We start from the raw sequence: 23,150 nt of genomic DNA on the forward strand, positions 1-23,150 counted from the left end.
GGACCTTGGACCTTGGACCTTGGACCTTGGACCTTGGACCTTGGACCTACTTATCCAGAATTTCTCAAATACAAATCCAAAATTCATACCGTAACATTTAATTTTTTACTCAAAATTCACAATAAACACACCAGCATACAAATATGTCTCTGAAAAAAATGTAAATTAAAACAATTCATTAATTAAATATGAAACAATCAACCGGAAGTTTGATTTTATCTGTCTGCCGTTCACAACTTACGTCCGTCCACATCGCATCCACTACAGTAATCATGCGCGCCGAAACGCGACAACGCGCTTGGCTGGACACTGCGCGACTGGCTAGAGTGGGCTCCGCATGAACTCATCACCTCAATCGCCCACCGCCTCGGCAATCGACGAGACTGCGGAGCAGAATGGCCTCCCCTCCCGCCCCGCACATGTCGCCCCGGCAGAGGCCTCGTCGGAGAGCGCCGCAATGTGCAGAGCGCACCCCGCAGGCGTCCACTCGACGCACGGCGACGCATCCGAAGACGAAGCCGATGGCGCGTCTTTAGCGGCGGCGTCCGAACGCAGCCCGTTCGTCGCAGCCCTGAGCTTCGCGATCCGCCAGTGGACGCGCTGGCCACGATACCTGACGACCACGCTGTCCGGCATGGCCGTCGCCACGTTGTCTGACGTGGCCACGCCGCTCGTCGCGGGTCGGCTCGTGGAGGACGTGGCGCACCCGCCTCCAGCGGCCGGAGATACGGTGGCAAACGCGGCCGCTCTGGCGGCTCGCGGCGACGCGATGTGGATGCTGGGCGCGCTCGGCCTTCTTGGTCTGGTCAGCGTGTCTGGCAGGCGTGCGTCCTTTCTGGGCATCACTCACCTGTCGATCAACATCATGCGCGACGTCGCGCAGGAGAGCTTTGCCCGTCTGCAGAAATTCTCCACGGACTGGCACGCCAACACGTTCGCCGGGTCCACGGTCCGTAAGCTGACGCGCGGAATGTGGGCTTTGGATACGCTGAACGACAATCTGCTGTTGATGCTGCTGCCTGAGATGCTGGTGCTGACCGGCACGACGATGGTGCTCGGCTGGCGTTGGCCGTTGATGGGCGCGCTTCTGGCTGGAATGTCGATTGCATTCGTCGCCCTCTCCTGCGCCCTGACGCTACGCTATGTCGCCCCGCACGCACGAAAGGCGAACCGCTGGGACAGCCGAGTGGGTGCCGCTCTGGCCGATGCGATTACCTGTAACCCGCTGGTCAAGGCGTTTGGCGCCGAAGCACGGGAAGAGCGGCGCCTTGGCCGAACGCTGGCCATATGGCGCCTGCGCACCGCCCGTTCGTGGGTTCGCGGCACGAATAGCGGCAACGCGCAGAATCTGGCCGTTACCGCCATGCGGCTGACGCTCGCCTCTGCGGCGGTGTGGCTCTGGTGGAAAGGCGCGGCCGGGCCCGGCGACGTGGCCTATGTCCTGACCATGATCTTTCTCGTGCAGGGCTATCTGCGCGATATCGGGCAGCAGGTTTCCGTCGTTCAGCGGTCAGTGAACGAAATGGAAGAGCTTGTCGCGATCTGGGACCAGCCGCCCGCCGTCAGGGACAGGCAGGGAGCCGGGCGCATCGCCATCTCGCGGGGCGAGATCCGGTTCGACCATGTTCTCTTCCGGTATCAGGGTCTGGACAGACCTCTGTTCAAAGACCTCGACGTCACGATCCCGGCGGGTGGCCGCGTCGGGCTGGTCGGCCCTTCGGGGTCCGGAAAGTCCAGCTTCACCAAACTGCTGCAAAGGCTTTACGATATCGACGGCGGACGCATTCTGATCGACGGCGTGGATATTGCCTCCGTTCAACAATCGTCGTTGCGTTCGCAAATCGCGATTGTGCAGCAGGAGCCGATTCTATTTCACCGCTCTCTGGCTGAAAACATTGCCTACGCCCGCCCTGGCGCAACTCAGTCGGAGATCGAGCGCGCCGCAGAGCTGGCGAACGCGTCGGGCTTCATCTCGCGCCTGCCGCAGGGATACGACACTCTGGTCGGTGAGCGCGGCGTGAAGCTGTCGGGCGGCGAGCGCCAGCGCGTGGCCATCGCGCGGGCGTTCCTCGCCGACGCGCGAATTCTCATCCTTGATGAAGCCACCGCCAGTCTTGATTCGGAGTCCGAGGCTCTGGTGCAGGACGCGATCGAGCGGCTGATGCTGGACCGAACGGTGATCGTGATCGCCCATCGTCTGGCGACCGTCGTCGGTCTCGATCGGATTTTGGTGTTCGAGCATGGAGAAATCCGTGAAGACGGCTCCCATGAAGCGTTGATCCAGCGCGAGGGAGGGCTCTACCGGCGACTCTATGAGTTACAGTCGCTGGATGGATAGCGCCGTCAACTGTTCCTGAGCGGGCGGAACTGCCTTTAAGCGGGCGCGTCTGTGCTTGGACGCGAAGACTGAACCGGAGGAAGTGGGTGACGAAACATTATGATTACGACCTGATCGTCATCGGCAGCGGGCCGTCCGGCCGCCGCGCCGCCGTTCAGGCGTCGAAGTTCGGCCGCTCCGTCCTTGTTGTGGACCGCCGGGGCAAGGTCGGCGGCGTGTCCGTCCACACAGGCACCATTCCGTCGAAGACACTCCGCGAGACCGTGCTCAACCTGACAGGCTGGCGGGAGCGCGGGATTTACGGAATGAACTACCGCGTCAAACAGAATATCGACGCGCAAGACCTCAACATGCGGCTTGGCAAGACGCTCGACGACGAAGTCGAAGTGCTTGAGCACCAGTTTCTGAGAAACGGGGTCTCCGTCGAATACGGATCAGCAAAATTCGTCGACGCGCATACGATCGAAATCGAAAATCCTGCAGGCGGCTCACGCCGCGTACGCGGAAAAGCGATTGTCGTCGCCGTTGGCTCCGCACCCCATCGCCCGCACAACATTCCCTTCGACGGGACACGTGTGATCGACAGCGACGGCATGGTCAATCTTGATCGCATTCCCCGCTCTCTCACCGTGGTCGGCGCCGGCGTCATCGGCATCGAATACGCCACGATCTTCAGCGCGCTTGACGTCCGCGTCACGATCATCGACCAGCGCGAGCATATTCTGGACTTCATCGATCGGGAGATCGTCGACGACTTCATCCACCAGCTTCGCGACCAGAGCGTCAATTTTCGCCTCGGCGGTGCGCTGGAATCCATCGCGATCGAAGCCGGGCAACCCGTCGCCATTCTGGAAGACGGTCGACGAGTCCGCTCGGACCTCCTGCTCTACACCGGCGGACGTCAGGGAGCGACGGGTGATCTCAACCTCGCAGCCGCAGGACTGGAAGCCGACGAGCGAGGACGGCTGGAGGTCGATCCGATAACTTTTCAGACCAAAACGCCCAATATTTACGCCACGGGGGACGTCATCGGGTTTCCGGCGCTCGCCTCCACGTCCATGGAGCAGGGCCGGATCGCCGCCTGTCACGCGTGCGAGCAACCGGTGCCGCCTGCGCCTAAATTTTTCCCGTACGGCATTTACTCCGTGCCCGAGATATCGATTGTCGGCATCACGGAGGAAGAAGCGCGAAAAAAGAAAATCCCTTACGAGGCCGGCGTCGCGCGTTTCCGGGAGACGTCGCGCGGTCAGATTATGGCCGAAACTCAAGGGTTTCTGAAAATCATCGTATGCCTGGAGACGCACAAGCTTCTGGGCGTGCACATCGTCGGCGAAGCGGCGACCGAGTTGATCCATATCGGTCAGGCTGTGCTCAACTTCGGTGGCAGCTTTGAGTATTTCATCGAAGCCACCTTCAATTATCCAACGTTCGCGGAAGCCTACAAAAGTGCAGCGCTGGACGTCTGGAACCGCATCACGCCCCGTCACGCGGGGATAGGTGAACCTCCAGCAATCTCACCGGAATCATCTGCGCCGCAGCGTATGAAAACCAAACCACACTGAAGAACTACAGCGCGGCGATTTCCCGATCCCGCGCGCTCAGCGCAATCGTGAGCGATGTCCTTCGCGCATTCCGCAACATGTCCTGCATGGACGGTAACGCCATCCGGCCAGAAATAGCTCTTCCGTCTCGCTATTTCTCCGAATGAAGAGCTGCGACGCTGCGGCGCGCAAGCAGCGAGATTGTATCGTTCAGCGACGCTTCGTTATTGAAGTAGCTATGCGGTGATTTGGCTCCTACAGAAAACGCCTGAACCGAACTGAACCCGTCGACCGTCTTCATCTGCACGGTTTCTTTCGCATCCAGCACGTCGCGCGTCGTCGGAGACCCGATTGTGACGTAATCAGCCTCTTCCGCAATCGCAACTTTTGTCAGATTGACGGTCAGGACACGGTCGACAGCCCCACCTTCCTGCGCCGTAAGCCCGGCGGAGACGAGCCGCATTTCCAGTGCGTTCCGTAATTTCCGGGCAAGGTCCTGCGTGAAGTCAGGATCCTCGCTGCTGATATCGATACGCCACGTCCCGCGCAGAGACGCTACCCAGTTCGCTGGCGGCGCATTCGTCGCCTCGGGGGAACACCCCCCCAAAGCGGCTGCGGCCACCACGACGACACACACGACGCCACGCATGAACATACCCTGCCGTTTCCAGGAAAAGTCCTGGAAACGGAAAAGACGGCGTCGCCTCACTTCGCGCCGCCACGCGTCGTCAGCCATTCCGCGACGGCCGCTCTGGTGCGGTCCGCCAACTCCGCCGCCGCCGCGATCTGCTCCGCGCCACGGGCCGCTGCGAGCTTGGCTCCTGCTGACTCGCTGCTGGCCGGATCAGCCAGCATTTCATTGGACACCTTGGCGCTCCGCGACGCCGAGGCGACCGAAGGCAGCAACTCGGTCTGCGACCATGGAGTCAGACGCTTGCGGATCGCGGACTGATCGGCCTGCGTCAGATTCCAGACCATATCCGGCGCTTCGCTGTTGCTCGCCAACACGGCGAGAGAACGGACGATCCGTCCATTCGGAATTGCGCCGCTATAAGCCAGATTGAAGGTCTTTTTGATAAGCGCCGGATCCTGCGACCTCGCAAGAGCCGCGAAAAAACGCCGTTTCCGCTCCGTATCCGGCGCCTTGCGGAGCGCATCGGCAAGCACGTCCCATGTGGTGGCGTCGGCGTGGAGCGCTGCGATCTGCGTCACCGGCTCTACAAGGCTGGCGTCGAGTGAGGATGGATCTTTGCGCCACGCGGCAAAACGCTTCTGCGCCTCCGCCGTCACCTCGGGATCGCTGAGCAGACCCAGCATCTCGATAAGCTCGGGCCGAAGCATGGAGTTCAGGAAGCTCTCGCCCGACTTCGGCGTCCACCCCAAACGCACGAGTTGGGGCGCGAGCAGTGAACGGACGAAGGCGCGGAACGCCGGGCGTTCTGGAGCGCCGCGCTCCAGGTCATCCAGCTGTCGCAGATGCGATAGCGTGTCCTGCCATACGGCGATGCTGGTCTCACCTTCATCGGAAAGCCGCGCGACCAGATCGAGATAATGCGAGAGCGGCTGCTGAGCCGACTGAAACAACGCGAACTGGTCGCCGAGGAGATTGACCCGGTCCGTCATATCGAGACGCGCAAAAGCGGCTCGCAGGGCTGTATATCCTGCGTCGTCATAAACCGTACGGTAATAACCGCCTTCGCCGAGGTTCACCTTCACCGCGCTGTCGCAACCTGCGACACGCACCGTGGCGGGCGAACTCGTCAGCAAGATTTTCTGCGTCGTAACGCCCGGTCCCCCGATGACGACGGGAATGCGCCACTTCAACGCGGCGGCCTGCGGATCGTGAATGGCGAAGCGGCTCTGCGTCAGCTCCAGTTCCGTTTCGCCACCGACGCACCGCCGCGCGACATGCACAAGAGGAATTCCCGGCTGCTCCGTAAATGTTTTGGCGACGGCGCCGACGTTCTGCTTCGATACGCCGGAGAGCGCATTCCATAGATCGGCGCTGGTGGCGTTGCTGTAAGCATGCGCTTTCATGTAACTGCGCATGCCGTCGCGGAATACGTCAGGACCGAGCCAGGTCTCGATCATGCGAATGACCTGCTCGCCTTTTTGGTAACTTATGCGGTCGAACGCCTGATCCGCATCTCGGGCGTCTGCAATAACCTGCTGGATCGGATGCGTGGTCGAAAGCGCATCCTGCGCCATCGCGATTTCACGGCCGGAATGTTCGCGCGGCCAGACTTCCCAATCAGGGTTGAAATGATCGAGCGCCTTCGTTTCCATCCATGTCGCGAAACCTTCGTTCAGCCACACGTTGTCCCACCACGCCATGGTGACGAGATCGCCGGACCATTGATGCGCCATCTCGTGCGCGACCACGAGGTAGACCAGTTCTTTCGTGCGTGGCGCACTATGTGCGCGGTCGAAGAGCAGGTCCTCGTCGATAAACGTGATGGCGCCCCAGTTCTCCATGGCGCCCGCCTCGTAATTCCCCGGGACGGCGACAAGATCGAGTTTCGGAAGCGGATACGACGTTCCGAAATAGTCATTGTAGTAAGGAAGAATTTCAGACGCCGCCGAAAGCGCATAAGCGCCCTGCGACTCCTCCCCAGTCGGAGCGAAGACATTGATCGGCGTATTGCCGCTTTTACCGTGCAATGCGGCCATGTCTCCTGCGATCAGCGCAAGGAGGTAGGTCGACATGCGCGGCGTAACGGCGAACGTCACACGTTGCGCGTCGGGGCCTGCCGCTTCCGTCTTTTCGACTGGCATGTTGCTGATCGGCGTCCAGGCCTTCGGCAAGGTGACCGTCAGCTTGAACGTCGCTTTGAAAACGGGTTCGTCCCAGCAGGGAAACATCCGGCGGGCGTCGGCGACTTCGAACTGCGTCACCAGCATGCGCTTCTGCGCGCCGGTCGCGTCCTTGTAGTCGTCGTAATAAAGACCGTTCGGCGTCGCTATGATCGGGCCAGAGTAAGACAACGTGAGGCGATGCGCGCCCTTCGCGAGCTTGTGCGGAAAACGTAGCGTTACGGTCTGGGCTTTTTCATCGTGACTTATCGACGCTGCAAGTCCGTCTGCGTTCGCCGCGCCGACCGTCAGTCCCGCCTGATTCATCACCAGCGTGTCTGTCGGCGTCAGCACGTCCAGCGTGATGTGCTCCTCTCCTGACAGAGTAAGCTTCGCCATGTCGGTGACAAGCGCGATGTCGTAAGTCCGGGGGGTTACGGTTTTCGGCAACTGCCCCGGCGTCGCAGCAAAGGAGAACGGCGCTTCGGCGCGCCCGGATTCGGGCGCGAGCAGGAGCGCCGCTCCGCAAAGCAACGTGGAGGCGAGAAGCCGCATATGACGCATGTGTCTTTTTCCGATCGAAGTGATCCGCCAATGCAACCACAAATCCGGCTGTTGAAAAAGAAACGTCACAAAGGCTGCGAAAGCCCCCTTGACCGGGGGACGAGCCCCGTTTAAACGCCCTTTCCACACCCGGTTCGCCGGTTGTCATCTTGCCCAGATGGCGGAATTGGTAGACGCGCAGGTTTCAGGTACCTGTGGCCGCAAGGTCGTGGAAGTTCGAGTCTTCTTCTGGGCACCACTCTTTCTTTTTCAAAGCAAGGCGAGTCATGAACGGTCGGCACACATCCTCCGATGGCGCCATCACCCTTCATCATGACGATCTGCCCGACGGCCTGGATCTCGGCCCCGTTGTCGCAATCGACACGGAGACGATGGGCCTCAATCCCCACCGCGATCGCCTCTGCCTCGTGCAGTTGTCGTCTGGCGACGGCACGGCGCACCTCGTGCAGATCCGCCCCGACGCGCCCGGCGGAAAGCCTGCTGACTGCCCCAATCTGAAGCGCCTGCTCGCCGACCCCGACGTGCTCAAACTGATGCATTTTGCGCGATTTGACGTCGCCGTGCTTCAGCACACGTTCGGCGTGACCGTGGCGCCTGTCGCCTGCACGAAAATTGCCGCGCGTCTGGTGCGCACGTTCACGGATCGCCATGGCCTGGCGGCCCTGTGCCGGGACCTTCTCGGCGTGGATCTGAGCAAGCAGCAACAAAGCTCTGACTGGGGCACCCCGTCTCTGACGCCGGAGCAGCTCGCCTACGCAGCGTCCGACGTCCTGTATCTCCACGCCCTGTGGGGAAAACTGGAAGCCCTGCTGGTGCGCGAAAACCGACGCGAACTGGCGCAGGCCTGCTACGATTTTCTTCCGGCGCGCGCGCGACTGGACATTCTCGGGTATGAAGAACCGGACATCTTCTCCCACCGGAGCTGACTTCGGCGCGTTCGCGCATGACGGCATGATTGACCGCACGCCCGTGCGGGATGATAGAAGCCGGACATGACGCACCCCGCCCCCTCCGGGTCCCCCCTCCCCGACATCACCGGCAAGGCCTTGTGCCCGCCGGGCGATTCGCGACGATCGGCGGCGGCAGTCGCGCGCGACGTTATCGAAAAGGAGACGGTCGGGCTCAATGCGCTCGCCGAGGCTATGCTCGACGGCAGCGGGCTGGGTGGACAGTTTTCCAGAGTCGTTGAAGTCATCGCCTCGCTGGAGGGGCGGGTCGTCGTCACCGGCATCGGCAAATCCGGTCATATTGGACGCAAAATTCAGGCGACCCTTAGTTCCACCGGCACCCCTGCCCTGTTCGTCCACCCGGTGGAAGCCTCCCACGGCGATCTCGGGATGCTGGCGCGAGGTGATGCGGTGCTGATTCTCTCCAATTCCGGCGAATCGGCCGAACTGGCTGACATGGTGGCGCATAGTCTGCGTTTCGGACTGCCACTGATAGCGGTGACCGCGCGCCCGGAATCAAGCCTTGGGCGCGCCGCAGACCATGTCCTCCTGCTCCCGGCGGTGCCGGAAGCCTGCCCCGTCGGTCTGGCGCCAACCACCAGCAGTCTGATGCAGCTCTCTCTGGGCGACGCGCTGGCCATCGCCCTGATGGAACGACGCGGCTTCACGGCGGGCGATTTCGGAGTGTTTCATCCCGGCGGCAGACTCGGCGCGCGCCTGCGCACGGTCAGGGAGTTGATGCGGACAGGAAACGCCCTGCCCTTCGTCACCCCGGAAGCATCGCTGCGTGACGCGATCGTGGAGATGACCCGCAAGGCCCTCGGATGCGTCGGCGTCGTTGGGGAAGACGGCCAGCTCTCCGGTATCATCACCGACGGCGATCTTCGCGGCGCGCTCGATCGCGATCTGAACGCTACGCCAGCCGGCGCAGTGATGAACCGCGCACCGCTGACGGTGGCGTCGGACATTCTCGCCGCCGAGGCGTTGCGTCTGATGAACGAACGCGACAAGCCAATCACGTCACTGTTCGTGCTCACGCCGGAGCGTCAGGTCGTCGGCGTCGTGCATGTGCATGACCTGTTGCGGGCGGGCGTCGCATGACCGGCGATAGACCACCCCAGGACGATTCCGCTCGGCTTGAACGGCACGATTTCAACCGTTCGGGTGAAGACGTTCGTCAGCAACGCGCCGCAATGCAGGCTGCCTCCGTCGCCGCGCGCAAGGCGCCGTCGGGCGCCGAAATCGCGCGCCGCCAGGCGATGGTTCGGTGGGCGAAATGGGTGCTGCCTGCGACGGCGCTGCTGCTGCTCAGTTCTATCGCCGTGTGGCCGGAAATTCAGAGACTGATGAACGCCAGCCGCTCGGCGCTGACGGAAGCGACGCGGCTGCGCCTTGAGAGCGGCAATCTGGCCGGAGCGGTCTATCGTAGCGTCGACACGCATGGACGGCCCTACATGATAACCGCCGTAACCGCACATCAGGTCGACGACGACCGTATTGATCTGGTCCAGCCGACGGCCGATACGATCACGCAAAGCGGCGCATGGCTCTATCTGCAATCCGAGACCGGAGTATATATGCAGAAAGAGCAGACGCTCGCTCTCACCGGGGAGGTAAGGCTGTACCGCGACGACGGATTGATGATGAGAGGACCGACGGCCGACATTGATATGCGTGCCGGCGTCGTCGCCTCCAACACGTGGGTCCGCGTCGAGGGACCGTTTGGCGTCCTCGACGCGAAGTCGTATTGGCTGTCGCAACATGACGGCGTGGCTCAGTTCCGTGGGCCGGGCCGCCTGATACTGAACGACGACCGCAGTCCCAGCCACGGCAAGGCGAGTTGAATGGCGCCCCATAGATTTCCTGACCTCGCGCCACTTTCCGTTGCGAGCGTATTCCGACCGGCAAGCGCCGCGTTTGGCGCCGTCGCCAGCGTCATTACTGGTTTCGTGACCCTGACCGCGCTCGCGCCGCAGGCGCGCGCGCAGGCTATCGACCTCTCGCACGGCGGCCAGATCACGGTCACCGCGCTCGGCGGCTTCGACTGGGACCAGAACGCACAGAAAGTCACGGCCTACGATCAGGCGCAGGCTGTTCGCGGGGACGTCACCGTCACGGCGGACAAGCTGATCGCCTATTACCGCAAGAAAGCCGCCCAGCCCGGCGCGGCGGATGCGAAGGGCGCGCTCCCCGCGTCAGGCGCTCCTTCGTCGGGATCGGCCGCCTCAACGCCCGGCAGCGCGCCGACCATGGTCACGCCGCCAACCGCGCCCGTGGCGGCTCCGGCGCCTGGAACGGCGCCGACCGCATCGGGGAACGGTCCGACCGGAGGGATGGACAGCTCCGGGTCGAACGAAATCTACCGCCTCGAAGCCATCGGGCACGTGCATATCTTCACCGCCACCGATCAGGGATGGGGCGACAAGGCCGTCTACGACATCGATCAGGCCGTTCTGGTGATGCACGGCAAGGCCATGAAGATCACCACGCCGCAGGACGTCCTGACGGCGCGCGATTCGATGGAATATTATTCCCAGCCGCGAATCTCCATCGGACGCGGCGACGCCATCGTGACGACCAACGAAGGCAAGCAGGTGCGCGCCGACGTTCTGGTCGGTTATAGCGCCCCTCCCGACAACACCCCACCTCCAACGGCGGCGACGACGACGTCCACGCCGAAAGCCGGAGGCGATCCGATCGCCAACGGTTCTGGCAAGCTTGAGAAGGTCAACGCCTTCGGCCATGTCTGGGTCCGCACCCCGACGGAAGTCGTCGTTGGCGATCGCGGCGTATACGTGCCGGACACGGGCATCGCACGCATCGTCGGCAACGTGCATATCACTCGTGGCCAGAACCAGCTTCAGGGCTCGGCGGCGATCATCAACATGCACACCGGAATTGCAACCATGACGGAACGTCCCGGCGCGCGCGTGAACGGACTGGTCGTACCCAACAACAATAACGGCGGCGGCGGCCATTGATGACCACAGAACAAACACAGGCCACCGAGGAGCCGTTTTCCGGCCACCCCTCGCCCCTGAATGCGCGCGGAGACCGCACGCATGGACTTTTCGCGGACGGCATCGGCAAGTCGTATAAGAAACGCGAAGTGGTGAAAAACGTCTCCATCGAGGTGCACCGGGGAGAGGCCGTCGGCCTGCTCGGCCCGAACGGCGCGGGCAAGACGACCAGTTTCTATATGATCGTCGGACTGGTGCAGCCCGACACTGGCGCCATCACACTCGACGGCGCTGACATCACCCGCCTGCCAATGTATCGCCGCGCACGCCTTGGCATTGGCTACCTGCCGCAGGAAGCCAGCATCTTCCGAGGCCTTAACGTCGAACAGAATATCATGGCGGCCCTTGAGGTCGTGGAGCCGGATCCTGATCGCCGCGACGCGATGCTGGACGGGTTGCTGGCGGAGTTCGGCATCTCGCACCTGCGCCGCTCCCCGTCCCTCGCCCTTTCCGGCGGCGAACGACGACGGCTTGAAATTGCGCGCGCGTTGGCGAGCCAGCCGCATTACATCCTTCTCGACGAACCGCTGGCTGGCATCGATCCCATCGCGGTAGGCGAAATTCGTGATCTTGTGTCGCATCTGAAGGATCGCGAAATTGGCGTGCTGATCACCGACCACAACGTCCGTGAAACGCTGGAAGTCATCGACAGGGCCTACATCATGCATGGCGGTCAGGTGCTGATGCAGGGCGTGCCGGAAGAGATCGTCGCGAACGAAGACGTGCGCCGCGTGTACCTTGGAGAAAGTTTCTCTCTCTAAACTGACCGCATGGCGCAGGTCCCCGGGCTTCATCTTCGACAAACACACAATCTGGTCATGTCGACGCAATTGCGACTGGCCATCCGCATTCTGCATGCGACGAGTCAGGAGCTGACCGCGCTCATAGACGATGAATTGCAGCGCAATCCGTTGCTGTCACGGGTGCCAGACGACGGCGATCTACCGCGGGAGCGTCCTGCGCCCGACCAGATTTCGGGCGGTTCGGAACCTCGCACGTCTTCCGACGCGTTGATCGAAACCACGCTTCCCCCGGACGACGCCTCGCCGCTCGACGCAGAATTCATTCACATGGCGGAAGCTGGTGGTTTCGACGACTGTTATGATCGAGACGGCGCCCCTGTCGCAGGATCTGGCGGCGCGCGAACGGCAACCGCACAAACCGTGCATGACTGGTGGGACGAACGGCTGGAGCGCCTGCCTGCTACAGTGCCCCTGCACGAAAGCCTCGGCGCGCAACTGCGCCTCGCGCGCCATCTTGGCGAGGGTGACCGCCTTATAGGCGGGCATCTGATCACACTTCTCGATCCGGTCGGACGCCTTTCACTCCCCACAGAGGACATCGCCGCACGCCTTGGCGTCGAAACCGCTGTCGTCGAAAAAATTCGTATTCTTATGATGGGATTCGAACCCACAGGACTGTTCGCGCACAGTCTTCAGGAGTGCCTCGCAGCGCAATTAATCGCACAAAACCGTTTTGATCCAGCTATGGCGGCGATGATCGACAATCTCGATCTCCTCGGCGCGCATGAATACGCTCGCGTCAGGGCCATATGCGGCGTCGATACGGAAGACTTCGCAGACATGTTGTCGGAGTTGCGACGCCTGAACCCGAAGCCCGGTTTTTTGGGAATTGAGACGCCCCCCGTGCGTATCGCCGATCTTCGGGCATACCGAGTCCCGGAAGGAAGTTGGCGCGTCGAACTCAATCCAGAGGCGGCTCCTCGTCTTCAACTGGACCGCGCGTTGATGGCCCGCTCGCTCTCTTCCGGCTCTCGAGCCGATCACGCTTTCGTTCGCGCGGAAGGCGCCCGGGCAAACTGGCTGATGCGTGCAATCAGCCAGCGATCTCGAACTTTGCTGACAGTCGGAGCAGAAATCATGCGCGTGCAAGGTCGGTTTGCCGACGAAGGCCCCATGGGTCTACGCCCCTTGACGCTGCAGCGCGTCGCTGTCGAAACCGGCCTGCACGAAAGCACGATCAGCCGCGCGACCAGCGGGAAATATATCGAGACCCCACGCGGCGTCATCGAACTGAAATATTTTTTCACACAAGGTGTCAGAGGCAGTGGCGCTGAAAATACTCAAAGCGCTGAGGCCATACGTTTCAAAATACGCAAAATGATCGACAGCGAAAATCCGACCGATACTCTGTCCGACGACGCCATTGTGCAAAAACTTCGCAAAGAAGGAATAGACATCGCGCGACGAACCGTGGCCAAATACCGGGATGCGTTGCGCATAGCGTGCTCAACGCAGAGAAAAAGGGAGAAAGCCGCCTCAGTCTGACGGCGCGCACTCACCGTCAGACCGACCAGGCGACCGGTTTCCTCAACAAAGGAGCCTGTCAGAATGAACATTCATGTGGCCGGTAAACAACTTGATTTGTCGGACGCGCTGAAACAACGCGTGACATCCCATCTTGGCGGCATTGCCGACCGATATTTTGATCAGGCGTTGGAAGCGGACGTAACGTTCAGCCGCGCCCGATCCTTTTTTACTTGCGACATCAACGTCCACGCCGGTCGTGGGCTGACCCTGCGCGGAGAAGGCGAAGCATCGGACGCGCATGGCGCATTCGATGACGCAGCCGAGCATATTGCCCGCAGGCTACGGCGTTATCGTCGTCGGGTGCAGACCCACTCCCGGGCCTCGGCACGCCATCCGGGGCCGGAAGTCGGGCGCACCTATGTGTTGCGGCAAACGGAACCGTCGGCGACTTCGCTGCAGACAGCAGACGAAAGCGACGGGCCTTATGCGACCATCATAGCCGAGCAGCCGACGGAAATCGCACTTCTGAGCGTGAGCGAGGCTGTGATGCGTCTTGATCTGGCGGACAGAAATCTTCTGGTCTTCCGCAACAGCGTCAGCAGACAGATCAACATCGTCTACCGTCGCGACGACGGGAATATTGGTTGGGTCGATCCCACTCCTACGTAACCCGAAACGCGGTCAGCCCCAGCAAATTGCCGGGGCTGACCGCGCTTTGGCGCAAATTTACACTACGCCTCCATCAACAAAAAATTACTTTTGTTGGGCGACACGAGGAATTTTATAAATATATACAATTTTCATTGGATTTCGACAAAAAGCGAAAAAATATAAAATAACGTTCTTGAAGAAGTATTGTATCTCACAGTTGCGGCAAGAAAACCCTCCCGCTAGGAGCTACCTCACCGAACGCAAGTCCCGTGAAGGCGCTACAGTCAGCGTCATCCGGGATATGCTGCCCCTCAAAACGGACGCGCCTGAGCAGGTGGGCTTTAGGGGCATAAGCCTGCCAACCTCAATAGTTAGCAGGCATGTGCCTCAGTGAATCGTCATCGGCACCATGTCGTGCTCCGCAATGGCCGTAAACGCAGCCTCGGGGTCTTCAGTTAGCCCTACCACCTGCCCGTTCGCCGCATGGATTGCGAATACGTCCTGCCCGTCAGACGTCCCCTTGCGCACATAAACCAAGGTCGGAACACCCAGAGTAAGAAATTCATCGTCCGACAAGTTGCGAATGTCGACAGCGTTCGCCGTACTGTCGGTTTTTGCTGATCTTCCGTTAATAGCCGTGCTTCTCATGCTTCCTCCTTGCGTCAACGACGCAGGACGCGAAGGGAGCGCCCCCTATGTTCTAACGGGCGATGACGTCCCAACGTTCCTGAATGATGCTCAATCGTCAGAGATCGCGCGTATCGTGCGTGTCGATCGCTCGGCCGGGTCGTTAGCCGGTGGATTCGTCGCAGCGCCTTTGGTGATGTCAATACGTCGAACCCGCACCTCGGGCTCTGGCCTGTAAAGATCAATGTTCAGCAGGCCGTTATCGAGCCACGCGCCGCCGATATCTATTCCTTCAGCAAGGACGAACGCCTTCTGGAACTGCCGCGCTGCGATGCCCCGATGCAGGAACACCCGTCCCTGCGAGTCGTCGGACTGACGACCCCGGATAACCAACTGGTTATCCTCCTGCGTAATCTGAAGGTCTTCCATTACAAATCCGGCCACGGCCAACGTAATGCGAAGCGCTGACGGGCCAATCTGCTCTATATTATAGGGCGGATAACCATCGCCCGACGACTTCGACGCGCGCTCCAGCATGGTTTCAAGATGATCGAAACCTAAGAACATGGGCGACCCAAAAACTCTGCCTGACACTGCAGCCTCCTCCAATGAGCGAGACGGGGAAGCGGCCCCGACATGGCGACCGCTTGCATACGATATGGAATGATGCGCGCTGCGTGCAAGAGGCGATGTGGCTTTGCACGGCGAAGACGATGGGGCAGATGAAGACACGCGCCCTATGCATGTCGAATGAGATAAAATGCATATCTTGGAATTTTCGCCCCCACTTCGGCCCACAACGCATCATCACCGGATCATTTTTTGAGCAAATTTTCAGGTCATATTTTAAGCGAAAGAGGGATATTTTGATTATTTTATGAGCAAAAACATTCTAATCTTACAGGAAAATCAGGCTGAGGTTTTTTTTTAATCAAATGCGTCAACGCGGCCTAATGATTTCGTAAGAAATTCAGCAATAAAAACATCATCATGTGTTTTTTCGACATCTGATAAGCATATGCATCTGGTTGCACCGAACGTGAAGACGCGCTTTTTCACGCCGACCAATTCATATGGAGTCTCTACTATGCTTATTCATTCTGCGTTTATGCTTCTTTCGAACCCCGTCACCACACTGGCTTCGATCCCTGTCTTTGCGTTTGTTCCCGCAGTTGGCGTGCTGATGGTCGCCACCGCCCTTTCAGACCGCGTCACCAACTAAATGGGTTCCGACCGTACGGAGTGGCGCGACCTGAACTTCGTTTGGGTCCAGCAGCCCGTGTTGCGCCGACCCGTTGGTAACGACGGCCATGAAGCGCCCGATCGGGCGCACGGTAGGCCTTTGTAACTGTGGATCATTCCCGCAGTGCGTATCCCTGACGCCAGCCTGCAAGGCGTCGCGGGATGCTCGCCGGGCGCAGAAGCTGCGCCAACGCGATATTTTTCGGCCCAAGCGGCCAGCTAAACAATCACGCGGCAGACAGCTTCTTGCCGAGCTTTCCGCCCATGTTGCGGAATCGCTGCGCGATCTGCTCGAACATGTCTCGCTTGAAAACGAACACCAGCGCCGGATACGCCGCGCAGCACGCAACGCCAATCACCATACATTGAGCAAAGTCGTGACCGGCGAAAGCGGGTGACGCCGCGCCCACTTGCCCCACCCCGACAGCGACTGCAGCGAGCGCCGACGGCGACAGGTAAAAGTCGACCACCGCTTTCCACGGCACGCCGCTCTTGCACAGAACCAGAAATGACGTGGCTGGCGGATAAACGAAATAATACACGCCAACGGCGATCGCTACGCCCATAGCCTGCCCCAGCCACGCCCCCAGCAAAACGAGCCCGAAGAATGCGGGCGTCGAAACAAGAGCGTAAACGAATGCGCGACGAAACTCGCGGCGCGCGCTCAGAAGCGCCCCGGTGATCCAACTGATAGCGTCAAACGGCAGTCCTATGCTGAGTATCTGCACGTATGGGACCGCATCCATCCACCGTTCGCCAAACAGTAAATGCAGTCCAGGATGAGCCAACGCCGCCTGAAGGAAGCAGAACGGCATCACAAGGAAAGCCAAAAGACGGCAGGCTTTGACCGCCGCCTGCGTCTGCCGCGCCGGGTCGTATCGAAGTTGAGCAAGGGCCGGAAAAAGAACGTTGGTGAAGTTCCCGGCCAGCATTCGCACAGGCTGCACCGAAAAGCGGAACGCAAAAAAGTAGAACCCGACGATACTTTGAGACGCAATCAACCCAAGAACGATGTAATCGCCTTGATTGACGATTTCTATCAACGTCTTTGTCAGGAAAACCACCGAACTGTTGCTCATCAGATATCGCAACTGAACAACCCGCGCCCTGTTGCGTATTTCGGGCGGCGACCGACGCCAGAACCACACGGCGCGCACGGCGGCGAGAATTGGAAACGGAATGGCGAAGCTGTATGCGCCAAGCCCGCAGGCCGCGAACACGATGGTCAACACCTGCAGCGCGAAAATGTCGAACGTATTGAAGGTAGCAAGAAAGCGGAAATCCATCTCTGATCGGATGCGCACTGCAGGAACCGTCGCCAACGTCCGCAGCGGCGTCGCGACGGCGATAGCGGCGATAAGCCCCACAAGTTCGGGAGCGTGATACCAGCGCGCTGCAAAAGGCGCCGCCGCGATCATCACCACCATGCCAAGGGTACCGAGCCCCAGGCACAACCAGAAGGCAGGCGTCGACCACCACCGAATACTCTTCTGGCGCTGGAGGAGCACGTCATCGACACCGAAGCTGACCAGCGAATTGGCGACACCTGTGACCGTGTAAGCCAGCCCGATCGCACCGAAATCGGCGGGGAGCAGCAATCGGGCCAGAATCAACTGCGAGAAAAACCCGATCCCGCGAGCGGCGAAGCTCTGAACGAGCAGCCATACAAAACCGCTCGTCGCGGCGCGGCTAAGATCTTTTCCCGCTTCACCGGCATCCCTCGCCCGCACCGCCGTCATCGTCGCTCCCTGTCTCTTTTCTTATAAAAATCCCCCGGCTAAAGCCAACGGATACAAAGCCGCCGCATTGGGATCAGCGACCGGTAAGCACGCTCATTTGCGGCCGATCAACACCGGCTTTCGTCGGTTCCAGCGTGTACATGTACTCGCCCCAGCGGCTTCCACCCGCCCAGTACGTCCAGCCGTACCAGACGTTCGGTCGACTGTTCATGTAAGCCATCGCTGTTTTCAGATCGTCGAGGCACTGCGCATTCCGTCCCACGGCGAATTCACCGAGAAGACCCCTCGCATGATGCTCCACCAGCCAGTCGGCGAAGGACGACAACCGGGGCACGACCTGATCCTCCGCCACGCAAACATCTGATCGCCCGGAAGAATCAGCGTCGAAATACTGGTGGGCCTCAAAAATCAGCCTGCGTTTTTCGTCGCGTATGCTGGCCAATGCTGCGCCATTGACCTGGACGAAATTATGCGCGCCATCCCAATTCACACCCGAGATGAGAATCCGATTCACCGCGCCGCTTTTTCTTACCGCATCCACCGCCTGCTGCTCGATCTGCGCCCAATCGGCTGCGGACGCCAATTGCGGCTCATTCATCAGGCCGAAAAGGACCTTGCCGTCTTTGCCGAAAATGGCCGCAAGGCGGGTCCAAAGATCCACGAACCCCGCAACCGGAACATCGGGAGATCCTATCAGTTGTCCGTGGTATTTTCCGTAATTATGGATATCGAGAATCACCTCGCCACCTGCGCCTTCGATAGCGGCGACCGCTGACTGGATGCGCGACAGATAACTCGGGTCGAGATCGCCTGAGAGATTCGGTTGAAGACGCTCCCACGATAGCGGCAAGCGAAACAGGCTCATGCCTTTGCTGGTGTAGTACGCGATTTCCTCGTTTTTGGGGAACGAGTAATCCCACCCGTAACGCCCGGGTAAATGCCCGGAGGAAAACTCCGCCCCGGCAAGATTGACGCCGGAGAGAATACGGTCCGCCGCGCGCGACCCCGTAGACGCGCCGAGGGCCGCCAGGATCGCCACGGCCGCGTGGAAAAGCTTACGCGCTTTCATGGGTTGCCCCCCCTCATTCGCAAGCCGCCGCCCCTACCGGAAAAAGCGACGCAGGCGCCTTCTGACGGCGCACCTGACGCCACCCCATAGCAGGAACTGCATCGAGGGCCCCATACAGGAACCACAGAAGCGCAGCGGTCTTGATAGTTACGGAATTTGCGCCGATGCAGAGAGAGCAGGAAAAATACACCGCAAGCATCGTCTTCATCACAGCGGCATCCCGGCTGGCGTTCCGATGAAACGCAAATATCAGCGCATAAAGCAGCGTCAACGGCGCGCCCAGGGTGTTGAAAATATACGCATAGCCGGTGTCCGCCGTGTAGACTGGCGAGACCGAGAACGCGAACCACGGCGAAAGCGTCCAGTAATCGAGAAGTCGTCCTGAAAAAACGAGCCGTCCCTTGAGATTGTCAGTCAGGATCGACGGCGTCGCACCAGGAATTTCATGCAGCGCGCCAACGATTGTCAACGCCGTGACAACCCCGATCGGCAGCAGGAAAACAAATAGCGACGAGCGTCGAACTGGCGAGATTCGAACAAGCAGCATCGCGACGCAGCACCCGCTTGCAAAACGCGAATCTGTCAGAACGATGCACACCATCGCAAGAACGATCAGGAAGATCTGGCGGCCGCCGGGACGATTGCGCCACACAGCCAAACACCATGCGAACACCAGCGCCGCGAAATTGCCCATCGATACCGGTTCAAGAAAGACCGACGACACGCGATGAGATCCGAGCAACGACGGCAGGAACGTGCGCGCCCCCTCCCCTCGATTGCCGCTTACAAACATCGTGGTGCCGGAATAATTCACCGTATCCTGCGACAAGACGCCCTTCTCAACATAATATTGCCACACGTTGAAAAGTTGACCGTAGAAATCAGGGGCCAGCAGTTCGAACAATCCGATCGTCAGGACGAGCGCCATCGCCGCCCAGACCGTCCATTGGGCTGCAGGGCGGCCCGAGCCGCGTCCGAGACAATAGAAAACATACATAATGAAAAGGTCATGGAGAATCTTTGGACTCTCCGCCGGATTGATCATTTTGGCTGCGACCACATAGCCCGTGGTCAGCACCGCGATCACCACGACCCGCTCAGTCACCTGCCGTCGCACACACCAAGCCGCAGCGCCAATAACCAGTAATTCGATCATCGCCACCGTCGCGCTGGAAGCATGCAGCCAACCGCGCGTCTGCAAGAAGCATAGCCCCAGATTGAACATAAGCGACGTCACCACGATCCACTTTCCGGTCGCAGCGTTTTCCGCCCCGGCCGTCCGTGTGAACGGAGAAACTACCGTGTCCATGGCGCGCCCCCAGACCCGGCGTTACCGCAGCAATGACGGAACGAACAGGATTCGAAAAAACAACAAAAAACATCTAAACAAAAAACAGATTTTCAGAACTTCCATCCCAAGAACCACCGGCCAACGATGACGTCACGCGAAACCTGCGCCCTTCGGCGCCAGTCCTGAGTCAATCGAAATCCCGAGGACCCCGGCGCCCGGAAATGTCACACACCGAACGTCCAAAACACGACCTTTTGAGGAGTGTTTTTACTGTATGGCCGGCAATCCCGAACGCAAGTGCAAAGAAAGAGATTGTGTAAACATAATGAAGCGCACCAATATTCTGAAACAATCGCTTTCCGGCCATTGATCGGGATGTCGAGCCGGGTAAATATGTCGCCGCCATCGCGGAATTCCTGCGGTCGAAATCCATCCCCACTTCTGAGCGAAGCAGCGTCTGCTTTCCGTTCACCCGTCCCTCTCACCGGCGCGGAGCCCAGACTGCATGACAGATTCACTTGTCATTTCGGTTCACGATTTTCGTTCACGTCGCAAGGCGAGCGTGCATTTCATTGCGCGGGAACTCGCTCGCAGAGGTCGCACGCGATTCTTTTCCACCGGCCTCAGTCGCCTGTCCGAGCATCGTGGCGACACACGAGCCGATCTTGCCTCCGTCGCAAACAGTGTCGAGCTTTCCGACGGCGTGGAATGCTATCTGCAGCGGGAGCTCTGGCATCCGTTCCGCCTGAATCTCGCGGCTCTGGAACCGGCGGAAGCGGCCATGTTTCGGCTCTACCGTTTATTGAAACCGCGCATCCTGAGGCGATGGATTAAAGACGCCGACACGGTTTTTGTCGAATCAGGGCTGGCGGCGATCTTTGTGCCTGACATACGGAAGCTGAACCCGCGCGCAAAAATCGTCTACCTCGCCTCGGACGATCTCGGCGTAATCGGCGCAGCGCGCACGATCCGGCAAGGATTTCTCGATAATTTCGACGCGATTGATCTCGTCCGCCTGCCCTCGCCGCTCCTCCGCTCCGGCATGCCGCATGCCCGCAGCGCCATATTCGCTCCCCAGGGCGTCGACCGCGCTCTCATGGAACGGCCCCGCCCATCGCCTTTTTCAGACCGTCGCGCCTGCGTCTCGGTCGGGTCCATGCTATTCGACGCGTCGTTCTTCAATATGGCGGCGCCAGCCTTCCCTGACATCGACTTCTACGTCATCGGTGCGGGTCGCGCGGCGGAGGCGCTCGACAAGCGTACCAATATCATCGTGCTGCCGGAGACGCCATTTGAAGAAACTCTTGGTTACATCCAGCACGCAGCCTTCGGCGTAGCGCCCTATCGCGACGCCGACACGCCGCGATATCTGCTCGACACGTCTCTCAAACTCAGGCAGTTCGCATTCTTTGGCAAACCTGCCGTCTGTCCCGATTTCGCGGCAGGCGGCGACGCCGGGCGGTTCGCTTACAAGCCCGGTGAAGCTGCATCCATCACCGCGGCGATCAACGGCGCGTTGGCGAATACGACTCCCATATCCGTGGACCTTCCGGACTGGAGCGAAGTGGTTGATCGCCTGCTGTATCCCGAGCGCTTCCCCGAGCATCGTCTGGAGCAGCAGAGCGATAAACCTGTAGCGGCGATTTACCGAACCGAGGTCCTGCCACTTTCCGAAACCTTTGTACGCGATCAGGCTCTGGCGCTGCAGCGCTGGCGGCCGGTACTGATCGGAGAACGCTCAATAGACAAACTTCCCCTCGAGGGACTGGAGGCGCGAACCTGCCACACAGGCCCCGCGACTTTTGCGGAGCGCCTCATCGGCGCCGCGCTGCGACGCTTTGATCTTCCGTCCCCCGGAGTTCTGAAAATCGCACGCGCCGTCAAACCGAAGTTGATTCACGCGCATTTCGGCTTCGACGGTGTAGAAGCATGGCCGATCGCAAAGCGCCTCGGCGTGCCCCTGCTCGTGACGCTGCACGGCTCCGACATCACAACCCACATGAAATGGTTCGCCGAGGGGCGGGCGGGACGACGCTGGAAACGCTATCCGCTGCGCCTGCAGCGCCTCGCCAAAGTGCGGAACGTCGGTTTTGTCGCAGTATCAGGTCCCATTCGGGACGCGGCGCTCGCGGTTGGAATTCCCTCGGATCGCGTCACGATCTGTCATATCGGCATCGATGTCGACCGCTTCGTCCCCTCCGGAGAAACGGCAGGCAAACGAGCGCCACTCATTCTTTTCGTGGGACGTCTGGTCGAAAAGAAAGGCGCAAAACTACTGGTCGAAGCGTTCGCGAAAGTCCGTGAGGCTCTACCCGAAGCTCGGCTGGTCATTGCTGGCGATGGACCGCAGCGCGCAGAAATCGAGGCTATGGCGCCAGACGGCGTTACATTGCCCGGCGCGGTCTCGCAAGATCGCGTGCGGGCCCTTATGGCCGAAGCTCGTGTGTTCTGCCTTCCCAGCATTACGGCGAAAAGCGGCGACAAGGAGGGGCTCCCGCTCGTGCTTCTTGAGGCGCAGGCGAGCGGCGTACCTGTGGTCACGTCGGCCAGCGGCGGCGCCACCGAGGGCATGGAGGACGGCAAAACCGGGTTTGCGTTCGCCGAAGGCGATGTCGAGGCGATGGCGCGCCATCTGATCGTGATTCTGAGTGACAGCGAGATGGCTGATCGCTTCGGTCAGGCAGCCCGTTCTTTCATTGAACGTGCACATGATCGCAAGCACTGCACGAAAAAACTTGAAGACGTTTACGACCGATTGTCGGCTGGAAAGGGTGTTCTCGACACGAGCCCTTCGTCATGAACCGGTCCCGCTGTCAGATCAAATTTTATACGTCCGTCGAATCTTGCGCGGATCAATGTCGAGTGAAACTTAAACAAAGAATTGTATATTTTGTGAGAAATATCGACCCGTAGTGACAACGCATGGCGAACGGGTCACCACGTACCCCCTGATCTTTTGTTCGCCAGATCCGCTTTTTTGACAAAATCGTGATTCAACATTCCACAGAACGTGCTTATTCAATCCACTCGCGTGGCGTGGAGGAGGAGCGCTTCTGGC

At 60.0% G+C, this 23,150-nt stretch carries 18 protein-coding genes and 1 tRNA gene; 12 read left to right on the forward strand and 7 right to left on the reverse strand.

What is annotated here, in order from left to right:
• The first annotated feature begins 457 nt into the window (after positions 1–457).
• Complete coding sequence (locus tag HK28_RS10650) at positions 458–2,338, forward strand: ABC transporter ATP-binding protein (protein WP_086644557.1); 1,881 nt, start codon at positions 458–460, stop codon at positions 2,336–2,338.
• Between the two features lie 86 nt (positions 2,339–2,424).
• Positions 2,425–3,900 (forward strand): Si-specific NAD(P)(+) transhydrogenase, encoded by a 1,476-nt coding sequence (sthA, locus tag HK28_RS10655; protein ID WP_086644558.1) that lies wholly within the window; start codon positions 2,425–2,427, stop codon positions 3,898–3,900.
• Between the two features lie 130 nt (positions 3,901–4,030).
• On the opposite strand, the gene HK28_RS10660 is transcribed toward sthA, so the two are convergent.
• Both HK28_RS10660 and HK28_RS10665 read right to left on the reverse strand, forming a co-directional pair.
• Positions 4,031–4,615, reverse strand: a complete 585-nt coding sequence (locus tag HK28_RS10660) for a hypothetical protein (RefSeq protein WP_086644559.1) — start codon at positions 4,613–4,615, stop codon at positions 4,031–4,033.
• Positions 4,585–7,236, reverse strand: a complete 2,652-nt coding sequence (locus tag HK28_RS10665; protein WP_086644576.1) for a M1 family metallopeptidase — start codon at positions 7,234–7,236, stop codon at positions 4,585–4,587. The genes HK28_RS10660 and HK28_RS10665 overlap by 31 nt, the downstream gene beginning before the upstream one ends.
• A gap of 151 nt (positions 7,237–7,387) precedes the next feature.
• Here HK28_RS10665 and HK28_RS10670 point away from each other — a divergent pair.
• From HK28_RS10670 to hpf, 8 genes are all read left to right on the forward strand, one after another.
• Positions 7,388–7,474, forward strand: a tRNA-Leu gene (locus HK28_RS10670).
• A 28-nt stretch (positions 7,475–7,502) separates the two neighbouring features.
• The gene (locus HK28_RS10675; protein WP_086644560.1) at positions 7,503–8,162 is read left to right on the forward strand and encodes a ribonuclease D; all 660 of its coding nucleotides are present in this window, start codon (positions 7,503–7,505) and stop codon (positions 8,160–8,162) included.
• A gap of 216 nt (positions 8,163–8,378) precedes the next feature.
• Positions 8,379–9,284 (forward strand): SIS domain-containing protein, encoded by a 906-nt coding sequence (locus HK28_RS10680; protein ID WP_369823648.1) that lies wholly within the window; start codon positions 8,379–8,381, stop codon positions 9,282–9,284.
• Positions 9,281–10,027, forward strand: coding sequence for an LPS export ABC transporter periplasmic protein LptC (gene lptC / locus HK28_RS10685; protein WP_086644562.1), 747 nt, complete (start codon positions 9,281–9,283; stop codon positions 10,025–10,027). Before HK28_RS10680 ends, lptC begins: the two co-directional genes overlap by 4 nt.
• Positions 10,028–11,164, forward strand: coding sequence for an LptA/OstA family protein (locus tag HK28_RS10690; protein WP_086644563.1), 1,137 nt, complete (start codon positions 10,028–10,030; stop codon positions 11,162–11,164).
• Positions 11,164–11,964 carry an LPS export ABC transporter ATP-binding protein gene (gene lptB / locus HK28_RS10695; RefSeq protein WP_233140495.1) on the forward strand — a complete coding sequence of 267 codons (801 nt, stop codon included), beginning with the start codon at positions 11,164–11,166 and terminating at the stop codon, positions 11,962–11,964. Before HK28_RS10690 ends, lptB begins: the two co-directional genes overlap by 1 nt.
• A 9-nt stretch (positions 11,965–11,973) precedes the next feature.
• Positions 11,974–13,491, forward strand: a complete 1,518-nt coding sequence (gene rpoN, locus HK28_RS10700) for an RNA polymerase factor sigma-54 (protein WP_086644564.1) — start codon at positions 11,974–11,976, stop codon at positions 13,489–13,491.
• 63 nt (positions 13,492–13,554) lie between these two features.
• Positions 13,555–14,142: a ribosome hibernation-promoting factor, HPF/YfiA family gene (hpf, locus tag HK28_RS10705; protein WP_086644565.1), complete on the forward strand. Its 588-nt coding sequence runs from the start codon at positions 13,555–13,557 to the stop codon at positions 14,140–14,142.
• A 369-nt stretch (positions 14,143–14,511) separates the two neighbouring features.
• On the opposite strand, the gene HK28_RS10710 is transcribed toward hpf, so the two are convergent.
• On the reverse strand, positions 14,512–14,772 hold the full coding sequence (locus HK28_RS10710) for a DUF1150 family protein (RefSeq protein WP_086644566.1): 261 nt from the start codon (positions 14,770–14,772) through the stop codon (positions 14,512–14,514).
• A gap of 90 nt (positions 14,773–14,862) precedes the next feature.
• Positions 14,863–15,345 carry an Hsp20 family protein gene (locus HK28_RS10715; protein WP_086644567.1) on the reverse strand — a complete coding sequence of 161 codons (483 nt, stop codon included), beginning with the start codon at positions 15,343–15,345 and terminating at the stop codon, positions 14,863–14,865.
• A 493-nt stretch (positions 15,346–15,838) separates the two neighbouring features.
• Here HK28_RS10715 and HK28_RS14445 point away from each other — a divergent pair, with 493 nt between their 5' ends.
• Positions 15,839–15,973 (forward strand): hypothetical protein, encoded by a 135-nt coding sequence (locus HK28_RS14445; protein WP_255376470.1) that lies wholly within the window; start codon positions 15,839–15,841, stop codon positions 15,971–15,973.
• 247 nt (positions 15,974–16,220) lie between these two features.
• Here HK28_RS14445 and HK28_RS10730 read toward each other — a convergent pair whose 3' ends face one another.
• From HK28_RS10730 to HK28_RS10740, 3 genes are all read right to left on the reverse strand, one after another.
• Complete coding sequence (locus tag HK28_RS10730) at positions 16,221–17,732, reverse strand: lipopolysaccharide biosynthesis protein (protein ID WP_198945863.1); 1,512 nt, start codon at positions 17,730–17,732, stop codon at positions 16,221–16,223.
• Between the two features lie 73 nt (positions 17,733–17,805).
• Complete coding sequence (locus HK28_RS10735) at positions 17,806–18,801, reverse strand: glycoside hydrolase family 5 protein (protein ID WP_086644570.1); 996 nt, start codon at positions 18,799–18,801, stop codon at positions 17,806–17,808.
• A gap of 13 nt (positions 18,802–18,814) precedes the next feature.
• Positions 18,815–20,110, reverse strand: a complete 1,296-nt coding sequence (locus HK28_RS10740) for a polysaccharide polymerase (protein ID WP_198945864.1) — start codon at positions 20,108–20,110, stop codon at positions 18,815–18,817.
• A gap of 487 nt (positions 20,111–20,597) precedes the next feature.
• Here HK28_RS10740 and HK28_RS10745 point away from each other — a divergent pair, with 487 nt between their 5' ends.
• A complete protein-coding gene (locus HK28_RS10745; RefSeq protein ID WP_086644571.1) occupies positions 20,598–22,892 on the forward strand; it encodes a glycosyltransferase in 2,295 nt (764 codons plus the stop codon).
• Positions 22,893–23,150: the final 258 nt, after the last annotated feature.

Source organism: Acetobacter sp. DsW_063 (assembly GCF_002153745.1).
Classification (GTDB): domain Bacteria; phylum Pseudomonadota; class Alphaproteobacteria; order Acetobacterales; family Acetobacteraceae; genus Acetobacter.

Excerpts from the sequence above, each read along its gene's own strand:
- HK28_RS10730 (WP_198945863.1), bottom strand. The coding sequence starts at position 17,732 with ATGACGGCGGTGCGGGCGAGGGATGCCGGTGAAGCGGGAAAAGATCTT.
- HK28_RS10740 (WP_198945864.1), bottom strand. The coding sequence starts at position 20,110 with ATGGACACGGTAGTTTCTCCGTTCACACGGACGGCCGGGGCGGAAAAC.
- HK28_RS10650 (WP_086644557.1), top strand. The coding sequence starts at position 458 with ATGTGCAGAGCGCACCCCGCAGGCGTCCACTCGACGCACGGCGACGCA.
- HK28_RS10660 (WP_086644559.1), bottom strand. The coding sequence starts at position 4,615 with ATGGCTGACGACGCGTGGCGGCGCGAAGTGAGGCGACGCCGTCTTTTC.
- lptB (WP_233140495.1), top strand. The coding sequence starts at position 11,164 with ATGACCACAGAACAAACACAGGCCACCGAGGAGCCGTTTTCCGGCCAC.
- HK28_RS10690 (WP_086644563.1), top strand. The coding sequence starts at position 10,028 with ATGGCGCCCCATAGATTTCCTGACCTCGCGCCACTTTCCGTTGCGAGC.
- hpf (WP_086644565.1), top strand. The coding sequence starts at position 13,555 with ATGAACATTCATGTGGCCGGTAAACAACTTGATTTGTCGGACGCGCTG.
- HK28_RS10680 (WP_369823648.1), top strand. The coding sequence starts at position 8,379 with ATGCTCGACGGCAGCGGGCTGGGTGGACAGTTTTCCAGAGTCGTTGAA.
- lptC (WP_086644562.1), top strand. The coding sequence starts at position 9,281 with ATGACCGGCGATAGACCACCCCAGGACGATTCCGCTCGGCTTGAACGG.
- HK28_RS10675 (WP_086644560.1), top strand. The coding sequence starts at position 7,503 with ATGAACGGTCGGCACACATCCTCCGATGGCGCCATCACCCTTCATCAT.
- HK28_RS10710 (WP_086644566.1), bottom strand. The coding sequence starts at position 14,772 with ATGAGAAGCACGGCTATTAACGGAAGATCAGCAAAAACCGACAGTACG.
- HK28_RS14445 (WP_255376470.1), top strand. The coding sequence starts at position 15,839 with ATGCTTATTCATTCTGCGTTTATGCTTCTTTCGAACCCCGTCACCACA.
- HK28_RS10735 (WP_086644570.1), bottom strand. The coding sequence starts at position 18,801 with ATGAAAGCGCGTAAGCTTTTCCACGCGGCCGTGGCGATCCTGGCGGCC.
- HK28_RS10745 (WP_086644571.1), top strand. The coding sequence starts at position 20,598 with ATGACAGATTCACTTGTCATTTCGGTTCACGATTTTCGTTCACGTCGC.
- HK28_RS10665 (WP_086644576.1), bottom strand. The coding sequence starts at position 7,236 with ATGCGTCATATGCGGCTTCTCGCCTCCACGTTGCTTTGCGGAGCGGCG.
- rpoN (WP_086644564.1), top strand. The coding sequence starts at position 11,974 with ATGGCGCAGGTCCCCGGGCTTCATCTTCGACAAACACACAATCTGGTC.